This window comes from Streptomyces poriferorum (genome assembly GCF_019399235.1).
GTDB classification, from domain to species: Bacteria; Actinomycetota; Actinomycetes; order Streptomycetales; family Streptomycetaceae; genus Streptomyces; species Streptomyces poriferorum.
Genome location: NZ_JAELVH010000032.1, coordinates 1 through 23,384 on the forward strand (window position 1 = coordinate 1; position 23,384 = coordinate 23,384).

At 71.0% G+C, this 23,384-nt stretch carries 22 protein-coding genes and 1 pseudogene; 11 read left to right on the forward strand and 12 right to left on the reverse strand.

Annotated features, from left to right (window positions below):
- The 6 genes and pseudogenes from JGS39_RS08720 to mce all read right to left on the reverse strand — a co-directional run.
- Positions 1-733: pseudogene (locus JGS39_RS08720) on the reverse strand (DUF8746 domain-containing protein); the annotation flags it as partial.
- A gap of 158 nt (positions 734-891) precedes the next feature.
- Positions 892-1,671: an ABC transporter permease gene (locus JGS39_RS08725; protein ID WP_219568184.1), complete on the reverse strand. Its 780-nt coding sequence runs from the start codon at positions 1,669-1,671 to the stop codon at positions 892-894.
- A 5-nt stretch (positions 1,672-1,676) separates the two neighbouring features.
- Positions 1,677-2,720, reverse strand: a complete 1,044-nt coding sequence (locus JGS39_RS08730) for an ATP-binding cassette domain-containing protein (protein ID WP_219568185.1) — start codon at positions 2,718-2,720, stop codon at positions 1,677-1,679.
- An 81-nt stretch (positions 2,721-2,801) separates the two neighbouring features.
- Entirely contained in the window at positions 2,802-3,740 is a 939-nt protein-coding gene (locus JGS39_RS08735; RefSeq protein WP_219568186.1) for a coiled-coil domain-containing protein, read from the reverse strand.
- Positions 3,741-3,925: 185 nt separating this feature from the next.
- The gene (gene scy / locus JGS39_RS08740) at positions 3,926-7,789 is read right to left on the reverse strand and encodes a polarized growth protein Scy (RefSeq protein ID WP_219568187.1); all 3,864 of its coding nucleotides are present in this window, start codon (positions 7,787-7,789) and stop codon (positions 3,926-3,928) included.
- 235 nt (positions 7,790-8,024) lie between these two features.
- On the reverse strand, positions 8,025-8,453 hold the full coding sequence (mce, locus tag JGS39_RS08745; protein ID WP_219568188.1) for a methylmalonyl-CoA epimerase: 429 nt from the start codon (positions 8,451-8,453) through the stop codon (positions 8,025-8,027).
- A gap of 134 nt (positions 8,454-8,587) precedes the next feature.
- On the opposite strand from mce, the gene JGS39_RS08750 reads away from it, so the two are divergent.
- On the forward strand, positions 8,588-9,790 hold the full coding sequence (locus tag JGS39_RS08750) for an acetyl-CoA C-acetyltransferase (RefSeq protein WP_219568189.1): 1,203 nt from the start codon (positions 8,588-8,590) through the stop codon (positions 9,788-9,790).
- Positions 9,791-9,818: 28 nt separating this feature from the next.
- The gene (gene meaB / locus JGS39_RS08755; protein ID WP_219568190.1) at positions 9,819-10,781 is read left to right on the forward strand and encodes a methylmalonyl Co-A mutase-associated GTPase MeaB; all 963 of its coding nucleotides are present in this window, start codon (positions 9,819-9,821) and stop codon (positions 10,779-10,781) included.
- A 72-nt stretch (positions 10,782-10,853) separates the two neighbouring features.
- Here the strand turns inward: meaB and JGS39_RS08760 are convergent, their stop codons facing one another.
- On the reverse strand, positions 10,854-11,441 hold the full coding sequence (locus JGS39_RS08760) for a PepSY domain-containing protein (protein ID WP_219568191.1): 588 nt from the start codon (positions 11,439-11,441) through the stop codon (positions 10,854-10,856).
- Between the two features lie 120 nt (positions 11,442-11,561).
- Here JGS39_RS08760 and JGS39_RS08765 point away from each other — a divergent pair, with 120 nt between their 5' ends.
- The gene (locus tag JGS39_RS08765; protein ID WP_219568192.1) at positions 11,562-12,221 is read left to right on the forward strand and encodes a response regulator transcription factor; all 660 of its coding nucleotides are present in this window, start codon (positions 11,562-11,564) and stop codon (positions 12,219-12,221) included.
- On the forward strand, positions 12,218-13,675 hold the full coding sequence (locus JGS39_RS08770; RefSeq protein WP_219568193.1) for a sensor histidine kinase: 1,458 nt from the start codon (positions 12,218-12,220) through the stop codon (positions 13,673-13,675). The genes JGS39_RS08765 and JGS39_RS08770 overlap by 4 nt, the downstream gene beginning before the upstream one ends.
- 12 nt (positions 13,676-13,687) lie before the next feature.
- Here JGS39_RS08770 and JGS39_RS08775 read toward each other — a convergent pair whose 3' ends face one another.
- The 4 genes from JGS39_RS08775 to JGS39_RS08790 form a co-directional block, all read right to left on the reverse strand.
- Positions 13,688-14,164 (reverse strand): MarR family winged helix-turn-helix transcriptional regulator, encoded by a 477-nt coding sequence (locus JGS39_RS08775; RefSeq protein WP_219568194.1) that lies wholly within the window; start codon positions 14,162-14,164, stop codon positions 13,688-13,690.
- A gap of 113 nt (positions 14,165-14,277) precedes the next feature.
- The gene (locus tag JGS39_RS08780; protein WP_219568195.1) at positions 14,278-15,039 is read right to left on the reverse strand and encodes an AIM24 family protein; all 762 of its coding nucleotides are present in this window, start codon (positions 15,037-15,039) and stop codon (positions 14,278-14,280) included.
- Complete coding sequence (locus tag JGS39_RS08785) at positions 15,036-15,686, reverse strand: AIM24 family protein (protein WP_219568196.1); 651 nt, start codon at positions 15,684-15,686, stop codon at positions 15,036-15,038. Before JGS39_RS08785 ends, JGS39_RS08780 begins: the two co-directional genes overlap by 4 nt.
- A complete protein-coding gene (locus tag JGS39_RS08790; RefSeq protein WP_219568215.1) occupies positions 15,686-16,318 on the reverse strand; it encodes an AIM24 family protein in 633 nt (210 codons plus the stop codon). Before JGS39_RS08790 ends, JGS39_RS08785 begins: the two co-directional genes overlap by 1 nt.
- 246 nt (positions 16,319-16,564) lie before the next feature.
- Between JGS39_RS08790 and JGS39_RS08795 the strand changes: the two genes are divergently transcribed.
- The 6 genes from JGS39_RS08795 to JGS39_RS08820 all read left to right on the forward strand — a co-directional run bounded on the left by JGS39_RS08795 (position 16,565) and on the right by JGS39_RS08820 (position 21,202).
- Positions 16,565-16,915: a DUF3817 domain-containing protein gene (locus tag JGS39_RS08795; RefSeq protein WP_148020770.1), complete on the forward strand. Its 351-nt coding sequence runs from the start codon at positions 16,565-16,567 to the stop codon at positions 16,913-16,915.
- A complete protein-coding gene (locus JGS39_RS08800; protein WP_014048385.1) occupies positions 16,912-17,205 on the forward strand; it encodes an MTH1187 family thiamine-binding protein in 294 nt (97 codons plus the stop codon). The genes JGS39_RS08795 and JGS39_RS08800 overlap by 4 nt, the downstream gene beginning before the upstream one ends.
- A gap of 141 nt (positions 17,206-17,346) precedes the next feature.
- Positions 17,347-17,856: a MarR family winged helix-turn-helix transcriptional regulator gene (locus JGS39_RS08805; RefSeq protein WP_148020771.1), complete on the forward strand. Its 510-nt coding sequence runs from the start codon at positions 17,347-17,349 to the stop codon at positions 17,854-17,856.
- Positions 17,857-17,921: 65 nt separating this feature from the next.
- Positions 17,922-18,257: a DUF3817 domain-containing protein gene (locus tag JGS39_RS08810; protein ID WP_148020772.1), complete on the forward strand. Its 336-nt coding sequence runs from the start codon at positions 17,922-17,924 to the stop codon at positions 18,255-18,257.
- 83 nt (positions 18,258-18,340) lie between these two features.
- A complete protein-coding gene (gene icmA / locus JGS39_RS08815) occupies positions 18,341-20,041 on the forward strand; it encodes a coenzyme B12-dependent isobutyryl-CoA mutase large subunit (RefSeq protein WP_219568197.1) in 1,701 nt (566 codons plus the stop codon).
- An 84-nt stretch (positions 20,042-20,125) separates the two neighbouring features.
- Positions 20,126-21,202: an alpha/beta fold hydrolase gene (locus JGS39_RS08820; protein ID WP_308120268.1), complete on the forward strand. Its 1,077-nt coding sequence runs from the start codon at positions 20,126-20,128 to the stop codon at positions 21,200-21,202.
- Between the two features lie 19 nt (positions 21,203-21,221).
- On the opposite strand, the gene JGS39_RS08825 is transcribed toward JGS39_RS08820, so the two are convergent.
- Positions 21,222-21,851, reverse strand: coding sequence for a TetR/AcrR family transcriptional regulator (locus JGS39_RS08825; RefSeq protein WP_219568198.1), 630 nt, complete (start codon positions 21,849-21,851; stop codon positions 21,222-21,224).
- A 332-nt stretch (positions 21,852-22,183) separates the two neighbouring features.
- Between JGS39_RS08825 and JGS39_RS08830 the strand changes: the two genes are divergently transcribed.
- Entirely contained in the window at positions 22,184-23,146 is a 963-nt protein-coding gene (locus JGS39_RS08830) for a tetratricopeptide repeat protein (protein ID WP_236063775.1), read from the forward strand.
- Positions 23,147-23,384: the final 238 nt, after the last annotated feature.

A 23,384-nucleotide genomic window follows, 5' to 3' on the forward strand; every position in this document is an offset into this window, starting at 1 on the left:
ACGGGAGCCGCAGGAGCGGCCGGGGCGGCCGCCGGGACGGCGGGGGCCGGTGCGTCCGTGTACGGGTTCCGGCCGGGCGGCGGCGGGGCGTACCAGCCCTGCTGCGGCACCTCGGGGGCGCCCTGCGGCGGGGCGAACGCCTGCTGCGGTCCGTATCCGGGGGTCGGCGGCGCCTGCAGATGGGCCACCTGGTCGGCCGTCGAGCGGTAGTCCACGGCGCCCTGCGTCATCCGCATGTACGCCTCCTCCAGCGAGGCCTGGTGCGGCGACAGCTCCCACAGCCGGACGTCCGCCTCATGGGCCAGATCGCTGATCCGCGGCAGCCGGAGCCCGGTGATCCGCAGGGCGCCGTCCGGCTCCGACATGACCTGGCCGCCCGCCTCGGTGAGCGTGGCGGTGAGCTTCTCGCGCTGCTCNCCGCGTCAGGTGGGCGCCCTGCTCGATGCCAAGGCCGTGCACGGCGGGCGCTGCGCCCGCCGTGCACGGCCTTGGCATCGAGCAGGGCGCCCACCTGACGCGGGGCGTTAGGCAGATCGCGGAATTCGTGGCCGCCGATGGTCGCCCGGCCCTCCGTCGGCCGGTCCAGGCCGAGAATCATCCGCATCGTGGTCGACTTCCCCGACCCGTTGGGGCCGAGGAACCCGGTGACGGCGCCGGGCCGCACCTGGAAGGAAAGGTTGTACACGGCCGTCTTCGCGCCATAGCGCTTGGTCAGGCCGACTGCCTCGATCATGCTCCAGCCCATCGACTTATCTGTCGTCGGGGCACAGGCCGTCGGCCGTACGCCCCCCGTATGAGTGAGGAGGATATCCAGGCCCTGACGGTTCCGGCCAAGCCGATACCGGGGCGAGTCGCTTCCGGATGCCGTGGACCGGGGCCCACGGCACCCGGTCAGGCGTCGCGCTTCTTGAGTACGAGGAAACCGCCGAACACCGAGGCCGCCACCCACGCCACCATGATCAGCAGCCCGGCCCACGGCCCGTACGGTGCCGGATCGCTGTTCATCGCGTCGGGCACCACCTGCATGATCTTGGAACCGGCCTGGTCGGGGAAGTACTGGGCGACGCTCTTGGCGCCCGGGACGGCCGACAGGATCTGCGAGACCAGGAAGAAGAACGGCATCAGGATGCCGAGCGACAGCATGGAGCTGCGCAGCATCGCCGCCACCCCCATGGAGAAGATCGCGATCAGCCCCATGTAGAGACCGGCGCCGAAGACCGCCCGCAGCACGTTGTCCTCGCCGATGCCGATGCGGTGGTCACCGAGCAGGGCCTGGCCGAGGAAGAACGAGACGAAGCTGGTCACCATCCCGACCACCAGGGCCAGCACACCGGCGACCAGCATCTTGCTGAAGAGGAAGGTGGCACGCTGCGGCACCGCCGCCAGCGAGGTGCGGATCATGCCGGAGCTGTACTCCGTACCGACCACCAGGACACCGAAGACGACCATCGCCAGCTGGCCGAGAATCATCCCGGAGAAGCTGATGAACGTGGGGTCGAACGTGGCCCGCTCCGCGTCGGAGAGGTCGTCGAACTGGGAGTTCATCACCGCACAGAGCGCGGCGCTCATCGCGACGGTGACGGCGAACGCGGAGATCAGCGTCCAGGTCGTCGAGGAAACCGTACGGATCTTGGTCCATTCGGAGGTCAGGACCGCGGGTACCGATGCCATCGCCGTCACGCCCCCTGTCCGGTGCCGGAACCGCCGGAACCGCCGGAACCGCCGGAACCGCCGGGAGCCCCCGGGGCGGAGCCGGGCGGCCGGTTCCACTGATCGCCCCAGTGCGGCCCCACCGGCGGCGGCGCGGCCCCGCGCTCCGAGTGTGCGTGGTACTCCACCGAGTCCGCAGTCATCTGCATGAACGCCTCCTCCAGAGAGGCCCGCTGGGAGCTCAGCTCGTGCAGCACGATCGTGTGCCGGGCGGCGAGCTCGCCCAGGGCCTCGGTGGTGGCGCCGTCGATCTCCAGCGTGCCGTTGCCCGACTCGACCGCGACGATTCCCTCCGCGTGCAGGACGTCCCGCAGCCGCTCCTGCTGCGGCGAGCGCAGCCGCACATAACTGCGGGAGTTCTGATGGATGAAGTCGGCCATCGAGGTGTCGGCGAGCAGCCGGCCCTGACCGATCACGATCAGATGGTCCGCGGTCAGTGCCATTTCACTCATCAGATGGGAGGAGACGAAGATCGTCCGCCCTTCCGCGGCGAGCGCCTTCATCAGATTGCGGATCCAGTGAATTCCCTCGGGGTCCAGACCATTGACGGGTTCGTCGAACATCAGAATCTCGGGATCACCGAGCAGCGCCGACGCGATTCCGAGTCGCTGCCCCATACCGAGGGAGAATCCCTTGGATTTCTTCTTCGCCACCGCGGTCAGGCCGACGGTGTCGAGAACCTCCGCCACCCGGCTCTCCGGGATCCGGTTGCTCTGGGCGAGACAGAGCAGGTTGTTGTACGCGCTGCGGCCGCCGTGCATCGACTTGGCGTCCAGGAGCGCACCGATGTACTTCAGGGGCTCCGACAGATCGCGGTAGTGCTTGCCGTCGATGCGCACCGATCCGCTGGTGGGGTTGTCGAGATCGAGCATCATCCGCATCGTGGTGGACTTGCCCGCCCCGTTGGGTCCCAGAAAACCCGTCACCATCCCCGGACTGATCCGGCACGACAACTGGTCGACGGCAACCTTGTTGCCGAAGCGCTTGGTGAGGCCATCAAGCTCGATCATGCGTTCACGCTAGAACGGCCGCGCGCCCGGCGCCACCACAAAGGCGGAACCGGGCGCGCAAAGGCTGGGCCGGGCAGGTGATCAGCGGGTCTGCTGCGCCGGGACGCCGCGGGTCGCGGGCTCCTCGTCGGCGGGCGAGCCGGCGGCTGCCACCGCGGCACCCGTCAACGTCGCCAGCATCTCGCGGACGTTGGTCAGCTGCGCGTTGATCGAGTCGCGGCGGTTGGTGAGCGCCGCCAGCTCGCGCTCCGACTCGCTGCGGATCCGGTCGGCCTTCGCGTTGGCGTCGGCCACGATGTCCTCGGCCTGACGCTGAGCGGTCTCCACCGTCTGACGGGCGCGGCGCTCGGCGTCCGTGCGGAGCTTCTCGGCCTCCAGGCGGAGCTGCTCCGCGCGGTGCTCGATCTCGGCCAGACGCTTCTCGGCCTTGGCCTGACGGGACGCGAGGTCGCGCTCCGACTGGTCGCGGCGCTTGGCCAGGTTCGTCTCGAAGTCCGCGGCGGCCTGGGCGGCCTTGGCACGGGTCTCCTCGAAGAGGGCGTCGGCCTCCTCGCGCTTCTGGGCCGCGTCCTTCTGCGCGTCCGAGCGCAGCGTGTTGGCCTCACCCTGGGCCTTCTCGACGATGCGGACGCCGTCGTCCTCGGCCTTGGCCTTGCGCTCGGAGGCGAAGGTCTCGGCGTCGTTGCGCACCTGCTGGGCGGCGGACTCGGCGAGCTCACGGTGCTGCTCGGCGGCGCGACGGGCCTCCTCACGCAGGTCCTTGGCCTCCTCCTCGGCAAGGCGGAGAATCTTCTCCACACGCGCGCCGAGACCCGCGTACGACGGCTCGGCGTCGCTCACCTGGGCCTGGGCGTTCTGCGTTTCGAGGTGGAGCTCCTCGATGCGCTTTTCCAGAGATGTGATGCGGGAGAGAGCACTATCACGGTCGGCGACGATCTTGGTAATGCGGTCATCCACCTGACCGCGGTCGTAACCACGCCGCACGAGCTCGAAGCCGAAGGGGGAGGAAGGGTCACTCATGGGGTTCCTGTCGAAGTGAGACCGGTGAGGTGATAGAGGGAATCCTAGGGGCCAGAACGGCGTGTCATCGAGCAGATGCCTGTTTGATCTGGAGAATGACACCCCTTTTGAGTGGCTAACCCCCGTAACCCTTGCCACTCGGAGGGCTGAACGTCCATGCCGAACCACGGAAGAGCACCGGGTGGCTACCCATCCGACTGCTTGCCACCCGCACGAGTGCCCGCCGCCGCCGTGGCCTTGACACCGCCCGGCGGACCGGCACCCGCGCCCTTACCGCCCGCCCCGGGGGTCTCGAAAGACTCCAACGCCTCCAGGACGTCCTGGACACGGGAGATCTCCGTGTTGATGTCCGCACGCCGGCGCACCAGGACATCGAGCTCGCGCCGGCCCTCGTCCACCGTCCGCGTGGCCTCGGCCTCGGCGTCGGCCCGCAGCTTCTCCGCCTCGCGCACCAGGCTGGCCTTCTTCTGCTCGGCCTCCTTGAGCAGCGACTCGGCCCGCTTCACGGCGGCGATCCGGACCTTGCTCGCCTCGGAGTTGGCGTCGGACAGCAGTTCCTTGGCCTTCGCCGCGGCTTCCTCGCGCTGCTCGGTCGCGGCCTTCATCAGGTTGTCCACGCGCTCGCCGACCGTCTTGACCTGCTCGGCCGTCTCCCGCCGCGCACGGTCGTGCAGCTCCTGGACCTCGGCCTCCGCCCGGTTCCTGAGCTCCTCGGCCCGCTCCCGGATCTGCGTGGCGTCCCGCCGCGCGCCGACCAGCAGCTCGTCCGCGTCCGTCCGGGCCCGCTCCACCAGGGAGTTGCCCTCGACCGTCGCCTCGGAGGTGATCCGCACGGCCTCCTTGCGGGCCATCCCGACCATCGTGTCGGCCTGCTCCTCGGCCTCGGTGGCAGCGCGCAGCGCCTCCTCCTGGGCCTTGTTGATCAGCTGGTCCGCCTGCTCGGCCGCGTCCGCACGCCGCTTAGAGGCCGACTCGCGCGCCTCGTCCAGCAGCCGGTCCGCCTCCTGGCGGGCCTCGGCACGCATCTGCTCGGCCGCCGCCTCGGCGTCGCCCCGCAGCCGCTCCGACTCCTCGCGGGTACGGAGCGCGTGCTCCTGCGCGGAACCGACGGTCGCCGCCGCCTCGGCCCGCAGCCGCTCCGCCTCGCCCGCCGCCTCGTCACCGAGCCGGGCCGCCAGCTGCTGCGCCTCGCTACGGAGCCGCTCCGCCTCGCCCGTGGCCTCGGACACCAGGCTGTCGGCCTGCTGCGTCGACTCCGTACGGAGCCGCTCCGCCTCGCTCGCGGCCTCGGACACCAGGCTGTCGGCCTGCTCCGCGGCCTGGGACCGCATCCGGTTGGCGTCCTCGCGGGCCTCGGCCCGGCTGCGCGACGCGTCCTGCTCGGCCGAGGCCAGGGCATCGGACGCCTCGGTACGCATCCGCTGGCTGTACTCCGCGGTGTCGGCCCGCAGCTTCTCCGACTCCGTGATCGCCTCGGACACGGTCCGCTCGGCCATCGCCTTCGCGGCGTCGGTCTCCTCCTGCGCCACCCGGCGCACCCGGGCGGCGTCCTCGCCGGCCCGCTCCCGCTCCGCGTACGCGTCGGAACGGACCCGGTCCGCCTCCTCCTGCGCCTCGGACTTCGTCCGCTCCGCGACATGCTCGGCGGTGGAGCGCAGCCCGGCGATCTCCGCCTCGGCCTGCTCCTGGAGCCCGTTGACCGAATCCCGCACCTGCTGGGCGGTCTGCTCGGCCGCGGCGACCATCTCGGTCGCCCGCGCGTCCGCCTCCTCGACCAGGCGCTGGGCCTCGGTCTGCGCCTCCTCGACCCGCTTGCGGGCAGAGGCCAGGAGCTCCTCGCTCTGCTCGCGGGCCCGCTCGCGCTCCTGGTTGGCCTCGGTACGTGCCGCGTCGAGGGTCTCCTCGGCCTCGCGACGGCGCCGGTTCGCCTCCTCCTGGGCGGCGGCCAGCGCCTCGGCGGCCTCCGTGCCCACACGTTCGGCGGCGGCCGCGGCCTCCGACCGCACCCGGTCGGCACTCTCCTGCGCCTCGGTCTTCAGCCGCTCGGCCTCGGCGGCCGCCTCGCTGCGCAGCCGTACGGCGAGGGACTCGCCCTCCGCACGGGACCGCGAGGCATCGGCGGCGGCCTCGTCGCGCAGCCGCTGGGCCTCGGCCTCGGACTGCTCCTGCAGCGTGCGCAGCCGCTCGGCGGCCTCCGCGCGCAGCCGCTCGGACTCCTCGTTCGTCTCGCGCCGGATCCGCTCCGCGTCGGAACGAGCCTCGCTCAGCGTCTGCTCGGCGGTGGTGACCCGGGTCTCGGCCTCGCTGTGCAGCCGGGCCAGCTCCTCGGCCGCCTCGGTCTGCCGGGCCGCGACCGCGCGCTCGGTCTCCTCGCGCAGCTCCGCCGCCGCCTGCTCGGCCGCGGCCGTCGTCGACTCGGCCTGCTCCTCGGCCTCGGTACGCAGCTGCTCGGCCTCGGCGCGTGCCCGCTCCAGGGCCTCCTCGGCCTGCTTGCGCAGCGTTGCCGCGCGCTCGCCCGCCTCGGTGCGGACCCGTTCGCTCTCGGTGCCCGCGGCGCCGCGCAGCTCCTCCGCGTCCGCCTTCGCCTTGGCCAGCAGCTCCTCGGCTGTCCTCGCGCCCTCCTCGATCTGCTGGAGGGCCTCGCGCCGGGCCTCGCCACGGATCCGCTCGCCCTCGGCGACCGCTTCGGAGCGCAGCTGCTCGGCCTCGCCGCGCAGCCGGCGCGCCTCCTCCTGGAGCTCGACCGTCTTGGCCCGGTACTCCTTGGTGTCGTCCTTGGCCGCGCCCTTGAGCTGGTCGGCCTGCTCGGCGGCCTCGCCGCGCAGCCGGTCCGCCTCGGCCTCCGCCTCACGGCGGATCCGGTCGGCCTCCTCGCTCGCCGCCCTCGTGGTCGACTTCGCGTCGTCGGACGCCTTGGTCAGCACCTCCTCGGCGGCGCGGGCCGCCTTGGCGAGCTGGGCCGCGGCGTCCTCGGCCGCGGCGGTGCGCGCGGTGTCGGCCGCCTCGGAACGGAGCCGGTCCGCCTCGGCCCGGGCATCGGCGAGCGCCTGCTCGGCCTCCGCCTTGAGGGACTCGGCGTCCTTGGTGGCCTCGCCGACCAGCCGGGCGATCTCCGACTTGGCGGTACGGGTGCGCTGCTCGTTCTGCGACTCGGCGCCGGCCAGCCGCTTGACCGCGGCCTCCTTCGCCTCGGACAGCACCTTCTCGGCCTCGAGGCGGGCCTCGCGCAGCTGCGTCTCGGCCTCCTGCATGCGCTGCTCGGCGGCCCGGTTCAGCTCGGTGGTCTGCTGCCGCGTCTGCTCGGTCTCCGCCGTCGTCGACGTGCGCAGCTGCTCGGCGTGGGCGGTGGCCTCCTGCGCCTGGCTGGAGGCGGCGCCCAGCAGCCGCTCGGCGTCCTTACGGGCGCGCAGCAGGATCGCCTCGGCCTCGGAGCGGGCGGACTCGGCCTCGGACCCCAGGCGCTGACGCGTCTCGTCGGCCAGCCGGGAGGCCTCGGCACGGGCGGCGCCCAGCGCCTGTTCGGCCTCGGAACGCGACTCCTCCAGCAGCCGGCGGGCCTGGGACTCGGTCCGGGCGCGCAACTGCTCGGCCCACGCCACGTTCTCGTTGACGTGGGACTCGACTGTCTGGCGGCGCTCCGCCAGCTCCTGGTCGAGCTGCTGGCGGCGCTGCACGGCCTCGTTGTGCAGTTCGGCCTGGAGCCGGGCCTGGTGCTCGGCGTGCTCCTGGAGGATCCGCTGCGTCTGGGCACGGGCGTCGCGCAGCTCGCGCTCGGCGTCGTTGCGCAGCTGGTCGGCCTGGATCTGGGCGTTACGGAGCAGCTGCTCCGCCTGGTAACCGATGTCCGCGCTGTCGTAGGCGGGACGGGTCGCCAGACTGCGTCGGGCCTCGTGCAGCTTGGCGCGCAAGACCTCGACCTGGTAACCGAGGTCCTCGGCGTGCTGGACGGCCTTCTCCCGGTCGGTCTTCAGCCGGTCCATCTCGGCTTCGAACCTCGAGAGATGGTCGTCTTCAGCCCGGTGGCTCTCCTGGCGTTCGTAGCCCCGCACTGCGCGGTCCCATCCTTCCCCGAGCTCTCAACTGTTCGAGCGGGGGAGGCCCCAACCCTCGTCGCAAACTCCAAACGAGCACCGTTCGCCGGCGAACGGCCCCCCGGGGAATGGTGACAGATCATCGGCTGAGGACGCGGCGCGGCCCCGACCCGGCCCCGGCCCGGAACAGCCCACTCTACCGGGCCGGGTATCCCTGAGAAGCGGTTGTCCGGCTCCCGCTGGTCAGCCGGGGTCAGTGCTCCGTCCGGGACGTGACGAGTTCGGTCAGCACACCGTGGCAGTCCTTGGGGTGCAGGAAGGTGATGCGGGACCCCATCGAACCCGTCCTGGGCTCGTCGTACAGCACCCGGACCCCCTTCTCCCGGATGTCCGCGGCGTCCTCGTCCACGTCCGCCGTACCGAAGGCGATGTGGTGCACGCCCTCGCCATTCTTGGCCAGCCATTTGCCCACCGCGGAGTCCTCGCGGGTCGGTTCCAGCAGCTGGAGGTACGAGGCGCCGCCGTCGGACGTCTCGTTGATCTTGAGCATGGCCTCCCTCACGCCCTGCTCCTCGTTGATCTCGGAGTGGAACACCTCGAACCCGTAGGTCGAGCGGTAGAACTCGACGGTCTTGTCGAGGTCGAAACAGGCGATCCCGATGTGGTCGATTCGCGTCAGCATGGAACCAGTGCAGCGCTCGGCGGATGGTTACGCAACGTGCGCGCGATCACACCCGTTGCCGGATGACGGGCGAGGTACCGCTCAGTACATTCATGTAAACCCTCGTTCACTCCTATTCCAAGGGGCTGTGCCTCATGTCAGGAACGACCGGTACCACTTCGGTGATCGTCGCGGGCGCCCGTACGCCCATGGGCCGCCTCCTCGGCTCCCTCAAGAGCTTCTCCGGCGCCGACCTCGGCGGCTTCGCCATCAAGGCGGCGCTGGACCGGGCCGGCATCGGCGGCGACCAGGTCGAGTACGTGATCATGGGCCAGGTGCTGCAGGCCGGGGCAGGGCAGATCCCGGCACGCCAGGCAGCGGTCAAGGCCGGCATCCCTTTGAGCGTCCCGGCGCTCACCGTCAACAAGGTGTGTCTCTCCGGGCTCGACGCCATCGCCCTGGCCGACCAGCTGATCCGCGCCGGTGAGTTCGACGTGGTCGTGGCCGGCGGCCAGGAGTCCATGACGAACGCCCCGCACCTGCTCCCGAAGTCCCGCGAGGGCCACAAGTACGGCGCCATCGAGATGCTCGACTCGATGGCGTACGACGGCCTGACCGACGCCTACGAGAACATTCCGATGGGCGAGTCCACCGAGAAGCACAACACCCGTCTCGGCCTGGCGCGTGCGGCCCAGGACGAGATCGGCGCCCTGTCCCACCAGCGCGCCGCCGCGGCGCAGAAGAACGGCCTCTTCGAGGCCGAGATCACCCCGGTCGAGATCCCGCAGCGCAAGGGCGACCCGGTCCTCTTCTCCAAGGACGAGGGCATCCGCGCCGAGACGACCGTCGAGTCGCTCGGCAAGCTGCGTCCCGCCTTCGCGAAGGACGGCACGATCACGGCCGGCACCTCCTCGCAGATCTCCGACGGCGCCGCCGCCGTCGTCGTCATGAGCAAGGCCAAGGCCGAGGCGCTGGGCCTGGACTGGATCGCCGAGATCGGCGCCCACGGCAACGTGGCCGGTCCGGACAACTCGCTCCAGTCGCAGCCGTCGGGCGCCATCCGCCACGCCCTCAAGAAGGAGGGCATCGGCGTCGAGGACCTCGACCTGATCGAGATCAACGAGGCGTTCGCGGCCGTCGCCGTCCAGTCCATGAAGGACCTCGGCGTCACCTCGGACAAGGTCAACGTCAACGGCGGCGCCATCGCGCTCGGCCACCCCATCGGGATGTCCGGCGCCCGTGTGGTGCTGCACCTGGCGCTGGAGCTCAAGCGGCGCGGCGGCGGCACCGGTGCGGCCGCGCTGTGCGGCGGCGGCGGCCAGGGCGATGCGTTGATCATCCGCGTACCGGGCAAGTAGTCGGTACGAGCGAGCGAGGAGGCCGAGCGTGAAGGTGGACGTCCCCACCCTGGTCGAGCAGGCACGGGAGGGCAGGCCACGGGCCGTGGCCCGGCTCATCTCCCTGGTGGAGGGGGCGTCGCCGCAACTGCGCGAGGTGATGGCGGCGCTGGCACCCCTGGCGGGGAACGCCTGCGTCGTCGGCCTGACCGGATCCCCGGGTGTCGGCAAGTCGACATCGACATCGGCGCTCGTCTCCGCCTACCGGCGGCAGGGCAAGCGGGTCGCCGTGCTCGCCGTCGACCCGTCGTCGCCGTTCTCCGGCGGCGCGCTCCTCGGGGACCGGATCCGGATGTCGGACCACGCCTCGGACCCGGGCGTCTACATCCGTTCCATGGCCACGCGCGGTCATCTGGGCGGCCTCGCCTGGTCGGCCCCGCAGGCGATCCGGGTGCTGGACGCGGCGGGCTTCGACGTGATCCTGGTGGAGACGGTCGGCGTCGGCCAGTCGGAGGTGGAGATCGCCTCCCAGGCCGACACCTCCGTCGTCCTCCTCGCCCCGGGCATGGGCGACGGCATCCAGGCGGCCAAGGCCGGAATCCTGGAGATCGGCGACGTGTACGTGGTGAACAAGGCCGACCGGGACGGCGCCGACGCCACCGCCCGCGAGCTCAACCACATGCTGGGCCTCGGGGAGTCCCGCGGTCCCGGCGACTGGCGCCCGCCGATCGTGAAGACGGTCGCCGCCCGGGGCGAAGGCATCGACGAGGTCGTCGAGGCGCTGGAGAAGCACCGGGCGTGGATGGAGGAGCACGGGGTCCTGGCCGAGCGGCGCACCACCCGCGCCGCCCGGGAGGTCGAGACGATCGCCGTCACCCGGCTCCGCGAACGCATCGGGGACCTGCACGGCGACCGCCGTCTGGACGCCCTCGCCGCACGCATCGTGGCCGGCCGCCTCGATCCGTACGCGGCGGCGGACGAACTGGTGGCGGGGCTCACCGGGGAGGCCTGACCGGACCGTTCCCCGGTCCCGGCGCGGCGTGCGGCCGCACCGGGACCGGGGAACGGCTCCGGCGGACCGGCCTCAGTCGTCGTCGCCGTCGTCGGAGTCACGCCCGTTGTCGGAGTCACGCCCGTCGTCCGACCGGTCCACCGTGACCGCACCCGACTTCGCGTCCACGTTCAGCTCGTGCGCCCTGCCGTCCTTGCCCCGGACGTCGACCTCCCAGCGCACCGCGCCGCCGCTGCGGCCCTCCAGTTCGACCGAGGTCACCGTGCCCGGGGACGTCTTCAGCGCGGCGGCGGCCGCCTGGTCGAGCGTGACGGTGGCCGGCCGCGGGGCGTGGCGATCGCGGTCGTCGTTGTCGTCGGACGTGTGCTTCCCGAGCACCTTGCCGTTGCCGGCGTCCACCGTCACGTCGTGCCAGACCTTGTCGGAGCCGTACACGTCGAGCTCCCAGACCAGTCCGCCGTCCTCGTCGTCGAGCTCCGCCTCGGTCACCGTGCCCGGGACGGCCCGGACGGCGGACGAGGCCGCGTCGCCGACGGAGACACGGGCCGTGGCGCTGCCCGCGGCAGGGCCGTCGTCGGCCGCGAAGGCGACGGCCGCAGCGGCTGTGCCGCCGACGAGTACGGCCGCGGTGACGGCGGCGATGACGATCTTTCGCTTCATGAGGGTTCCTCCCCGATCGGATGGGTCCGTTGCGATGCGGTCCACACTGCCGGGGCGATGCTGAACGCAGCCTGAAGCCACCTGAAGCCTTCTTCAGCTTCCGTTTGCGACGCTGTGCACATGCGCCTGTTGATCGTGGAGGACGAGAAGCGGCTGGCGGTCTCCCTGGCCCGGGGGCTCACCGCCGAAGGGTTCGCCGTGGACGTGGTCCACGACGGCCTCGAAGGGCTGCACCGGGCCTGTGACGGTGCCTACGACCTCGTCGTCCTCGACATCATGCTGCCGGGGATGAACGGCTACCGGGTCTGCGCCGCCCTGCGCGCCGCGGGCCATGAGGTGCCCATCCTCATGCTGACCGCGAAGGACGGGGAGTACGACGAGGCGGAGGGGCTCGACACCGGGGCCGACGACTACCTGACCAAGCCGTTCAGTTACGTGGTGCTGGTCGCCCGGGTCCGGGCGCTGCTGCGCCGCCGGGCGGGGGCCGGCTCCCCGGTGGTCACGGTCGGCTCCCTGCGCATGGACACCGCGGCCCGCCGGGTCCACCGCGGCGAGGAGGAGATCGCCCTCACCGCGAAGGAGTTCGCCGTGCTGGAACAGCTCGTGCTGCGGGCCGGGCAGGTGGTGAGCAAGGCGGAGATCCTGGAGCACGTCTGGGACTTCGCCTACGACGGCGACCCGAACATCGTCGAGGTCTACGTCAGCACCCTGCGCCGCAAGCTCGGCACGGCGTCCATCCGCACGATGCGCGGAGCCGGCTACCGGCTGGAGGCGCTGTGAGGTCCGTACGGGCCAGAGCGGCGCTCGGCGCCACCCTGGTGGTCGCGCTCGCACTGGCCGCCGCCGGGCTCGCCGTCCTCCTGGTCCTGCGCGCCAACCTCACAGACCAGGCCGGGCTCCAGGCCGAGGTCGCGGCCCGGGAGGTCGCGGGGCAGCTGGCGCTGGGCGTGCCCTACGACCGGCTGGAGACGGGCGACGAGGAGGACCACCCCGTTCAGGTGACCGACGAGGACGGCCGGGTGGTGGCCGTCTCCAAGGACCTGGAGGCTGTCTCCGGCACCGGCACGGACCGGGTCACCCGCGCGCCCGCGCCGACCCCCTCGCCGACCCCCTCGCCGACCGCCGAGGACGGCGACGACGACGATGACGACGACGGGACGGACGGCCCCGACCCCGCGCGAGGCGAGGTCTCCACCGACGACCCGGACTTCGCCAACGGCACCGCCACGGTCGACGGCGACCGCGCCGACTACCGCTTCGCCTCCGTCGAGGCCACGAACGCGGCCGGGCTGACCCTGACCGTGCACGCGGGCGCCCCGCTCGCCGCCGAGCAGCGGGCCGTCGGCAGTGTGCGCGGCGCGATGCTGACGGGACTGCCCGTCGTGCTCCTCGTCGTCGCCGGTGTGACCTGGCTGGTGACGCGGCGGGCGCTGCGCCCGGTCGAGGGCATCCGGCGCGAGATGGCCGCGATCACCGCGTCGGAGGACCTGAGCAGGCGGGTGCCGGAGCCCGGTTCGCACGACGAGGTCGCCCGCCTGGCCCGTACGACGAACGAGACGCTCACCGCCCTGGAGGCCTCCGTCGAGCGGCAGCGGCGGTTCGTCGCCGACGCCTCGCACGAACTGCGCAGCCCGATCGCCTCGCTCCGCACCCAGCTGGAGGTGGGCGCCGCGCACCCGGAGCTGCTGGACGTGACGGGCGCGGTCGCCGACACCGTACGGCTCCAGGCGCTGGCCGCCGATCTGCTGCTGCTGGCCCGGCTGGACGCGGGGGAGCGTCCGGGCACGGCACTCCTGGAACTCGGCGCGCTGGTGCGCGAGGAGGTCTCGCAGCGCACCGGTGACCGGATCCCGGTGACGGTGTCCGTTCCGGAGGAGGCCGGGGGCCTTGAGGTGACCGGGTCCCGTACACAGCTGGCCCGGGTGGTCGGCAATCTGCTGGACAACGCCGAGCGGCACGCCCGCAGTGCGGTGGCGGTCGCCGTGCGCGCGGAGGGCGGCGGAGTGGCCGTCGAGGTCACCGACGACGGGGACGGGGTTGCGGAGGCGGAGCGTGAGCGGATCTTCGAACGCTTCGTGCGCCTCGACGACGCCCGCACCCGTGACGAGGGCGGGGCGGGACTGGGCCTCGCCCTCGCCCGCGATGTGGCCGTGCGGCACGGAGGCCGGCTGACCGTGACGGGTGCGGGGGAGCGGGGCGCCCGGTTCACGCTGTGGCTGCCGGACGCCCGCTGAACCCCCGGTGGGTCAGAGCTTGCCGCGCCGCCCGCGCAGGTGGTCGGCGACCGGGGTCAGGGCCGCGTGCAGCTGTTCCAGGGCCTCCGGCGGCAGCAGGTCCATGAAGTGCTTGCGGACCGACGCCACGTGGTGCGGCGCGACCTTGCGCATAGTCTCGGCACCGGTCTCGGTGAGGACCGCGTACAGCCCCCGGCGGTCGGACTCGCAGTTCTCCCGGCGGACCAGGCCCGCGCTCTCCATACGGGTGATCTGGTGCGAGAGCCTGCTCTTGGACTGCAGCGTGGCACCGGCGAGGTCGCTCATCCGCATGCGCTGGTCGTCCGACTCCGAGAGATTGACGAGGATCTCGTAGTCGTTCATGGTCAGGCCGAACGGCTGGAGGTCTTTCTCCAGTTGATGCGTCAGCAGCCTGCCGACATCCAGGTGGGTGCGCCAGGCGCACTGCTCCGCGTCGCTCAGCCAGCGGGTGGCCGTCTCGGTCTCCATATATGGATTCTACCTAAGAAGTTGAAAGCCGGACGAAGTGAGGGTGTGTGACGCCCGGCACGCGCTCGCAGGCTGGGCGCAGGCGTTCGACGTCACACTCCGCAGACTACCGCTCACAAACCGAAGTGATGTTGGAAGTCCCCCCGCTGACCAGGCCTGCGAGGTCCGGACCCAGGTTGACCCGCTCCCGGGATCCCCGCCTGCTGGGGCACGGCCCCGGTCGGCTGCTCGGCCATCAGCGCCTCGCTGGACTGGAGCAGCACCGTACCGGCGCCCACGAACTCGAACTGGTGCTCCTCGCCCGAAGCGCCCCCGATCCCGGTGAACGCCCGCAGCCCGCCCATCACGCCCGTCATATAGCCGTGGTCGTAGTGGTGGCACGGCGAGGGACAGTCCGCCCAGCCCACCAGCGCCTGCGGGTCGACGCGCAGCGGCGGCTCCATGAAGACGACCGGACCGTTGGACGCGGCGACGAACTTCCCCGTACCGATCAGCGTGAGAAATCCGGGCACGATCGACTGCTTGAGTGCCAGCGTCGGCTGGTAGGCGAGCAGGTTGCCGGACCGGATCGTCAGATTGCCGTCGTCCAGGTCGTACGAGTTCACATCGAAGGCCCGGTCCGCGAGCAGCATCTTGCCGCTGCCCTCGGCCACCACCCAGTCGGCCGCGTGCAGCGGCGAGTGGAAGCTCGTACGGATCAGGCCCTGGAAGCGGCCGTGCCCGATGCCGTTGAACTCGATCCGCCCGTAGTAGGCGATCATCTTGCCCTTCTGCAGGAACCACTGGCTCCCCTTGAGCTCCACACAGAAGGTGTACGCGTTGACGTTGTCGTCCGACGGCAGCGTCATCGGGTCGAAGACCACGGGCCCGCTCAAAGCTTCTCCTCCGATGCCTGGACGTACACCGCACCACTGCCGCTGAGCTCCAGCTGGAACCCCTCGCCGGACCCGCGCCCCACCATCTCGCGCCAGCCCAGCGCGGTGGAGAGCTTGTTGGTCACGTCGCCGTGGTGCGCGACGTACGCCTGCGGGTCCACATGCACCTCGCGGCCCGGCGCGATCGGCAGCTCGATGACCCCGCCGTGCGCCATCACCGCCACCGCGCCGTGTCCCTTCAGCGTCGTGGTGAACAGGCCCTGCCCGCTCACCTGGCCACGGACCATGCCCATCACGCCGCCCTGCGAGCCCATGAACATCGTGCCCTGCTGGAGCGTCCCGTCGAAGGCGAGCAGCCGGTCGGCCTCCACGTAGAGGGTGTCGCCGGTCAGGTTGATCACCTGGATGTGGTGGCCGCCGTGGCCGAACATCACGGTGCCGCTGCCCTCGACTGTCATGAGCGGAGTCGCCTCGTTCGCCATCCGGCGGCCGATCATCGACATCACACCGCCCTGGCCGCCCTGGATGTTCGGCGTGAACGACACCTCGCCGCGGTAGGCGAGCATCGCGCCGCGCTGGCTGAACATCTTCTGGCCGGGGATCACCGTCGCCTCGACCATCTTCGAGTTGATCTCACGGAACGGCATCAGACGTTGCCCCCGATCGTGTTCCGCTCGCTGGGCTGGACGTAGACGAGTCCCTCGCCCTCGAACCGGATCTGGAAGGACTCGCCCGACCCCTCGCCCATCAGCGTCCGGAAGTTCACCCCCGACTGGAAGTGCTGCTGGAGGTTGCCCTGGTGGGCGATGTAGGCGCCCGGGTCGACGAAGAGCGGGTACTGGGCGGAGACCCGCAGGGCCACGGCCGAGCCGTCCGACATGATCGCCGCCTGGCCGGTTCCCTCGACGGTCGTGGTGAACAGGCCGTTGCCCGCCGCGCTGCCGCGCATCCCCGTGAAGGTGGTGCCGGTGCGCAGCCCGGAGTCGGTGCAGAGCAGATTGCTCGCTTCGACGTACAGCTTGTCGCCGTGCAGCGAGACGAGACTGATCTCGCTCGCGCGGTCGGCGAAGAAGCAGGTGCCCTGCCCGGTCACCTCCATCACGGCCATCTGCTCGCCGGTCAGCCGGCGGGTCACCATGCCACGCAGGCCCTCACCCCCGCCGGTCATCTTCTTGAACGTCATCCGGCCGTCGTACGCGACCATCGAGCCGTTCTTCGCCTTGACTGCGTCGCCGGCCAGGTCGACGGCGAGCGTCTTGCTGCCTTGGAGTCGGAACATCGCCACCCGGCGAAGGTAGCGGCAGGGGCCGCCGCCGGAACAGGGCCTGTGACGCGATCCGGCCCCCTGGACCGTCCCTGATACGCATCCGGTACCGGACCCGGACGCAATCGGGACGTATCCCGTACGGAGCGGCAGGTACCGGACCGGCCCCGCCGCCGGTCGCCGGGAGCGCCGATGCCACAATGGGTGCCGCTTGTGCCTGCGTTCACAAGCTGTCACCGTCCTCCCACCGAAGGTGCCCCCGTGGACATCAAGACCGCCACCGCCCTGCACCGGCTGCGCCTCATCTCGATTCCCGAGGCGCTCTCCTTCCCGGCGCTGATCCTCTTCGGCTCGGTGCTGAGCCGGGTCTCCGACATCGACTTCCTGATGATGCCGCTCGGCATGCTGCACGGCGTGCTCTTCGTGATCTACGTCGTGGCGCTGCTGGACGTCTGGGCGAAGACCAAGTGGCCGCTCAAGCGCGTCGCGTTCTTCTTCCTGCTCTGCGTCCTGCCCTTCGGCGGCCTGTACGGCGACAAGGTGCTCAAGCGCTACGAGGCCGACGGCGTCATCGCCGCCCGGGCCCGCCGTGAAGGCACGGTCAGCGCATGATCGTCGCCTTCTCCGTCAGTCCGCTGGGTGTCGGCGAGGACGTCGGCGAGTACGTCGCCGACGCGGTCCGGGTGGTCCGCGAGTCGGGGCTGCCCAACCGCACGGACGCCATGTTCACCTCCGTAGAAGGTGAGTGGGACGAAGTGATGGACGTCGTGAAGCGCGCTGTCGCGGCCGTCGAGGCTCGCGCCGGACGGGTCTCCCTCGTGCTCAAGGCCGACATCCGTCCGGGTGTCACCGACGGTCTGACCTCCAAGGTCGAGACGGTCGAGCGATACCTCGCGGACTGACGCCGAGTCCCGCCGAACCTCCCCGGAGCCCCCAGCCGCACAGCCGGCCGGGGGCTCCGCGCATCCCCACCCCATTCGGGGTTCGGACCGAAGTTCGAGACGGGGAGCAGCGGAAAGTTCCTCATGGGTAAGGTCGTGGCCGTGCCGAAGCCCCTCAGTCTCCCCTTCGATCCCATCGCCCGCGCCGACGAGCTCTGGCAGCAGCGCTGGGGCCCGGTGCCCTCCATGGGGGCGATCACCTCGATCATGCGGGCGCAGCAGATCCTGCTCGCGGAGGTCGACGCGGTCGTCAAACCGTACGGACTGACCTTCGCGCGGTACGAGGCGCTGGTGCTGCTCACCTTCTCCAAGGCCGGCGAGCTGCCCATGTCCAAGATCGGCGAGCGGCTCATGGTCCACCCGACCTCGGTCACGAACACCGTGGACCGGCTGGTGCGCTCCGGCCTCGTCGACAAGCGCCCCAACCCCAACGACGGCCGCGGAACGCTCGCCTCCATCACCGACAAGGGCCGCGAGGTCGTCGAGTCCGCGACCCAGGACCTGGTCGCGATGGAGTTCGGACTCGGCGTGTACGACGCCGAGGAGTGCGCGGAGATCTTCGCGCTGCTGCGTCCGCTGCGCATCGCCGCGCAGGACTTCGAGGAGATCTGAGAGACGGCGTTCCGGCCCCGGGCCCGCTGCAAGATCGCCCCGGGCGGCCGGTTACGCTCGATGGCATGAAACGCAGTGTGCTGACCCGCTATCGGGTGATGGCTTACGTCACCGCCGTCATGTTGCTGATCCTCTGCGTCTGCATGATCTTCAAATACGGCTTCGACAAGGGCGAGGGCCTGACCCTCGTCGTCTCCCAGATCCACGGCGTGCTGTACATCATCTACCTGATCTTCGCCTTCGACCTGGGCTCCAAGGCGAAGTGGCCGATGGGCAAGCTGGCCTGGGTGCTGCTCTCCGGCACGATCCCGACGGCCGCGTTCTTCGTCGAGCGCAAGGTCGTCCGCGAGGTCGAGCCGCTGCTCGCGGACGCGGCCCCCGCGGCCCCCGCGAACGCCTGACCGTCCCACCCGAACCGCCCCGTGCGAAGCGCCGGGCGGTTTGTCATCGACATTTACTAGGACGTCCTAGTAAATTGATAGGTATGGACGCTGACGCGATCGAGGAAGGCCGCCAACGCTGGCAGGCCCGTTACGACAAGGCCCGCAAGCGTGACGCGGACTTCACCACGCTCTCCGGTGATCCGGTCGACCCCGTGTACGGCCCCCGTCCCGGGGACGCGTACGAGGGCTTCGAGCGGATCGGCTGGCCCGGCGAGTACCCCTTCACCCGGGGCCTGCACCCGACCGGCTACCGCGGCCGCACCTGGACCATCCGCCAGTTCGCCGGCTTCGGCAACGCCGAGCAGACCAACGAGCGCTACAAGATGATCCTCGCCGCGGGCGGCGGCGGGCTGAGCGTCGCCTTCGACATGCCGACGCTCATGGGCCGGGACTCGGACGACCCCCGTGCGCTCGGCGAGGTCGGCCACTGCGGAGTGGCCATCGACTCCGCCGCCGACATGGAGGTCCTCTTCAAGGGCATCCCGCTCGGCGACGTCACGACGTCGATGACGATCAGCGGCCCCGCCGTGCCCGTCTTCTGCATGTACCTGGTCGCCGCCGAGCGCCAGGGCATCGACCCGGCCGTGCTCAACGGCACGCTGCAGACGGACATCTTCAAGGAGTACATCGCGCAGAAGGAGTGGCTCTTCCAGCCCGAGCCCCACCTGCGCCTCATCGGCGACCTGATGGAGCACTGCGCCCGCGACATCCCCGCCTACAAGCCGCTCTCCGTCTCCGGCTACCACATCCGCGAGGCCGGGGCCACGGCCGCGCAGGAGCTCGCCTACACCCTCGCCGACGGCTTCGGCTACGTGGAGCTCGGCCTCTCCCGCGGGATGGACGTCGACACCTTCGCCCCCGGCCTCTCCTTCTTCTTCGACGCGCACCTCGACTTCTTCGAGGAGATCGCCAAGTTCCGCGCGGCCCGCCGGATCTGGGCCCGCTGGATGAAGGAGACGTACGGCGCGAAGACCGACAAGGCGCAGTGGCTCCGCTTCCACACCCAGACCGCCGGCGTCTCGCTCACCGCCCAGCAGCCGTACAACAACGTCGTACGCACCGCGGTCGAGGCCCTGTCCGCAGTCCTCGGCGGCACCAACTCCCTGCACACCAACGCCCTCGACGAGACCCTCGCGCTCCCCTCCGCGCAGGCCGCCGAGATCGCGCTGCGCACCCAGCAGGTGCTGATGGAGGAGACCGGCGTCGCCAACGTGGCCGACCCGCTGGGCGGTTCCTGGTACGTGGAACAGCTCACCGACCGCATCGAGGCGGAAGCCGAGAAGATCTTCGACCAGATCAGGGAACGCGGAACCCGCGCCCACCCGGACGGGCAGCACCCGATCGGCCCGATGACCTCCGGCATCCTGCGCGGCATCGAGGACGGCTGGTTCACCGGCGAGATCGCCGAGTCCGCCTTCCAGTACCAGCAGTCCCTGGAGAAGGGCGAGAAGCGGGTCGTCGGCGTCAACGTCGCCCACGGCTCGGTCACCGGCGACCTGGAGATCCTGCGCGTCAGCCACGAGGTCGAGCGCGAGCAGGTCCGCGAGCTCGCCGGCCGCAAGGAGGGCCGCGACGACGCCCGGGTCACCGCCGCACTGGACGCGATGCTGGCCGCCGCCCGCGACGGCTCCAACATGATCGCTCCGATGCTCGACGCCGTACGCGCGGAGGCGACCCTCGGCGAGATCTGCGGGGTGCTGCGCGAGGAGTGGGGCACTTACACGGAGCCGCCCGGCTTCTGACAGACAGTTGGTAGTTACAGGTGTCACCTCCGGGGGCCCGGGTAGGCGCAGCCGCGATACCCGCACCACCCCTGGAGGAACACCGTGAGACTGTCCGGGAGAATCACCGCGGCCGCCGGCGCCGCACTCGCCGTGCTCGGAACGCTGCTGGTCAGCGGTTCGACGGCGGTCAGCGCCGCACCGGCGCCGAGGCCGGGGGTGCAGGACACCTTCGACTCCCTCGGGCCGGATGTGAAGGCGGCGGAGCTCTCCACCGGCCGGACCGCGCACTACATCGACGAGGGCCGCCGCGGCGGCACCCCGGTCCTCTTCATCGGCGGCACCGGCACGAGCGCCCGGGCGGCGCACATGACGGACTTCTTCCGCACCACCCGCGAGAACCTCGGACTGCGTCTGATCTCCGTGGAACGCAACGGCTTCGGCGACACGGAGTACGACAAGTCCCTGGGCAAGGCCGACTTCGCGAAGGACGCGCTCGAAGTCCTGGACCGCCTCGGCGTCGACAAGGTCTCGGTGATCGCGATCTCCGGCGGCGGCCCGTACGCCGCCGAACTCGCCGCCCGCGCCCCGGGACGCATCCAGGCCCTCCATCTGGCCGCCGCGCTCCCGCCGTACGGTACGAAGCCCGCGTACTGCGGCCTGAGCGACGACGCGCTGGCCGACGCGGTCAAGGACTCGATCGCCGATCCGCGTTCCTGGTGGGCCTTCCCCGACGACAGCGCCGTCAAGTCCATCCCGGGCTTCGCCGACACCGCGTACGAGGAGGGGGCCCGGACGTACAACCAGCGCGGCCAGAAGGCCGATCCGGCGCCGCAGGTGCACGAGCAGCGGCTCTACTGCGAGCGTCCCGGGCCCGACCTGTCGAAGCTGAAGGCCCCGGTCTACCTGTACGGCGGCGAGAAGGACACCACGGTCCCGCCGGCCACCCTCGCCACCTGGCGCGAGGCGCTGCCGGTCACCCCGGTGGTGCGCACGTACGCGGACTCCGGCCATGACGTCCAGTACCGCCACTGGGACCAGATCCTGGTGGACCTGGCCGGGCACGGGGACCGCACCGTCGTCTGCCACGGCGACCGTACGAAGCTGATGGCGCCGAAGCAGGCGGACCGGCTGGTCGCCGCCGGCAAGGCCACGCTGGGCAGTTGCGCCTGGCAGCGGTAACCCGTAGGCCCCGCCGCTACTACCCCGCCGCGGCCGCGCCCAGCCCCGCGAGCAGCAGCAGCGTGAAGCGCCGGGCCCAGTCCTCGTCGACGGGCTCGGCGCTCACCAGCGCCCGGTGGACCACCGCACCGGCGATCACATCGAAGATCAGGTCGGCGGTCAGCGCCGCCTTGGCCTCGTCCTGCTCGACGGGCAGTTCGCCGCGCTCCTGCGCTCGCTGCCGGCCCTGGAGGACGAGGTGCTTCTGCCGGTTCACGATCGAGTCGCGGATCCGGGTCCGCAGCGCCTCGTCGCGCGTCGACTCCGCGACCACCGCCATCAGGGCCGTCTGGGTCTCCGGCCGCTCCAGCAGCGCGGCGAACTGCAGCACCACCGCCTGCACATCGGCGGACAGGCTCCCCAGGTCCGGCAGTTCCAGCTCGTCGAAGAGCACCGCGACGGCGTCCACGACCAGCTCGTTCTTGCCCGCCCAGCGCCGGTACAGGGTCGTCTTGGCGACCCCCGCGCGCGTCGCCACATCGCCCATCGTCAGCTTCGACCAGCCGAGGTCGACCAGCGAGGCTCTGGTGGCTTCGAGGATCGCCTCGTCGGCCGCGACACTGCGCGGACGTCCCGTTCGTGAGGGTTTGGGGTGGCTGCGGCTCAGCATCCCGCGACCATACCCGCCGGTAGCTAGTTTCGGCCGACCCCGTCAGCCGTGAGACAGATCACCGAACACTCTTGTGCATCGAGGGTGGGGTCCAGTTACGCTACGGGTCGTAGCGTAAGAACGACGGTCCTGCCGTCATGGCGCTGCGAACGAGCTACAGCCACAGGCGCCGGGTGGGGACCGGGCGCCGAACCGGGCCTTTCAGGGGCCCTCGGACCGTGTCTGTCCGTGCACCTCGCACACCGGCGGGGGCAGCGGGCGGACGCGGTTCCCGTATCGCTTTCCGGAACGGTGTGCCGAGGGGGGAGGATGTACGTATGCAGCCTAGGAACATGTCCATGAGCGGCGTCGTCGACCTCGCCGCGGTGAAGGCGGCCGGTGAGGCCAAGGTGAAGGCGGAGCAGGCCCGCGCCGAGTCCGCCCGGCAGGGTGGCCCCGCAGCCGTGCCCCCGTCCTCCCTCGTGATCGACGTCGATGAGGCGGGCTTCGAGAGCGACGTCCTCCAGCGCTCCGCCGAAGTCCCGGTCGTCATCGACTTCTGGGCCGAGTGGTGCGAGCCGTGCAAGCAGCTGGGCCCGCTCCTGGAGCGCCTGGCCCACGAGTACAACGGCCGGTTCGTCCTGGCCAAGGTCGATGTCGACGCCAACCAGATGCTGATGCAGCAGTTCGGGATCCAGGGCATCCCGGCCGTCTTCGCCGTCGTCGCCGGACAGGCGCTGCCCCTCTTCCAGGGCGCGGCCCCCGAATCCCAGATCCGGGAGACGCTCGACCAGCTGATCCAGGTCGGCGAGGAGCGGTTCGGCCTCACCGGTATCGCGGTCGACCGGGGCGCCGCAAGCCCGGAGGCGGCCGCGGAGACCCCCGAGGTGCCCGCGGGACCGTACGACGCGCTGCTGGAGGCGGCCGCGCAGGCGCTGGACGCCAACGACTTCGCCGGCGCCGTCCAGGCGTACAAGAACGTCCTGTCCGACGACCCGGCCAACACCGAGGCCAAGTTGGGCCTCGCGCAGGCGGAACTCCTCGGCCGGGTCCAGAAGATGGACCCGCAGCAGATCCGCAAGGACGCCGCCGAGAACCCGGGGGACGCGGACGCGCAGATCGCGGCGGCCGACCTGGATCTGGTCGGCGGTCACGTCGAGGACGCGTTCGGGCGTCTCGTCGAGACGGTCCGCCGCAATTTCGGTGACGACCGGGACCGGGTGCGCCTCCGTCTCCTGGAGCTCTTCGAGGTGATCGGCCCCGACGATCCGCGCGTCGGCGCCGCGCGGACCGCGCTCGCGCGCGTCTTGTTCTGATCTGACAACACGGCCGTGGCTCCCGGTGGGGGTCACGGCCGTTTTCGCGTTCCGGCGATAAGAGAGCCCTCCGCTTTACCAAATCTTGATAAAAGGACGCCCTGTTACTCGCAGTAAATCGATCTTTGTGGTCTGTCCGGCTTCGTTCGCCAATGGCTGCTTTCGTCGGCCGGGTCGGGGCAACCCTGTGTGGCCGCTCGGTGCCGCCCGGTCGCGGGTCGGTTATCGGGCCGTTACT

Bases quoted from the DNA above. Each gene is read 5' to 3' on its own strand.
- JGS39_RS08725 (WP_219568184.1), bottom strand. From the start codon at position 1,671: ATGGCATCGGTACCCGCGGTCCTGACCTCCGAATGGACCAAGATCCGT.
- JGS39_RS08730 (WP_219568185.1), bottom strand. From the start codon at position 2,720: ATGATCGAGCTTGATGGCCTCACCAAGCGCTTCGGCAACAAGGTTGCC.
- JGS39_RS08735 (WP_219568186.1), bottom strand. From the start codon at position 3,740: ATGAGTGACCCTTCCTCCCCCTTCGGCTTCGAGCTCGTGCGGCGTGGT.
- mce (WP_219568188.1), bottom strand. From the start codon at position 8,453: ATGCTGACGCGAATCGACCACATCGGGATCGCCTGTTTCGACCTCGAC.
- JGS39_RS08750 (WP_219568189.1), top strand. From the start codon at position 8,588: ATGTCAGGAACGACCGGTACCACTTCGGTGATCGTCGCGGGCGCCCGT.
- JGS39_RS08760 (WP_219568191.1), bottom strand. From the start codon at position 11,441: ATGAAGCGAAAGATCGTCATCGCCGCCGTCACCGCGGCCGTACTCGTC.
- JGS39_RS08765 (WP_219568192.1), top strand. From the start codon at position 11,562: ATGCGCCTGTTGATCGTGGAGGACGAGAAGCGGCTGGCGGTCTCCCTG.
- JGS39_RS08775 (WP_219568194.1), bottom strand. From the start codon at position 14,164: ATGGAGACCGAGACGGCCACCCGCTGGCTGAGCGACGCGGAGCAGTGC.
- JGS39_RS08785 (WP_219568196.1), bottom strand. From the start codon at position 15,686: ATGCCGTTCCGTGAGATCAACTCGAAGATGGTCGAGGCGACGGTGATC.
- JGS39_RS08790 (WP_219568215.1), bottom strand. From the start codon at position 16,318: ATGTTCCGACTCCAAGGCAGCAAGACGCTCGCCGTCGACCTGGCCGGC.
- JGS39_RS08800 (WP_014048385.1), top strand. From the start codon at position 16,912: ATGATCGTCGCCTTCTCCGTCAGTCCGCTGGGTGTCGGCGAGGACGTC.
- JGS39_RS08810 (WP_148020772.1), top strand. From the start codon at position 17,922: ATGAAACGCAGTGTGCTGACCCGCTATCGGGTGATGGCTTACGTCACC.
- icmA (WP_219568197.1), top strand. From the start codon at position 18,341: ATGGACGCTGACGCGATCGAGGAAGGCCGCCAACGCTGGCAGGCCCGT.
- JGS39_RS08825 (WP_219568198.1), bottom strand. From the start codon at position 21,851: ATGCTGAGCCGCAGCCACCCCAAACCCTCACGAACGGGACGTCCGCGC.
- JGS39_RS08830 (WP_236063775.1), top strand. From the start codon at position 22,184: ATGTCCATGAGCGGCGTCGTCGACCTCGCCGCGGTGAAGGCGGCCGGT.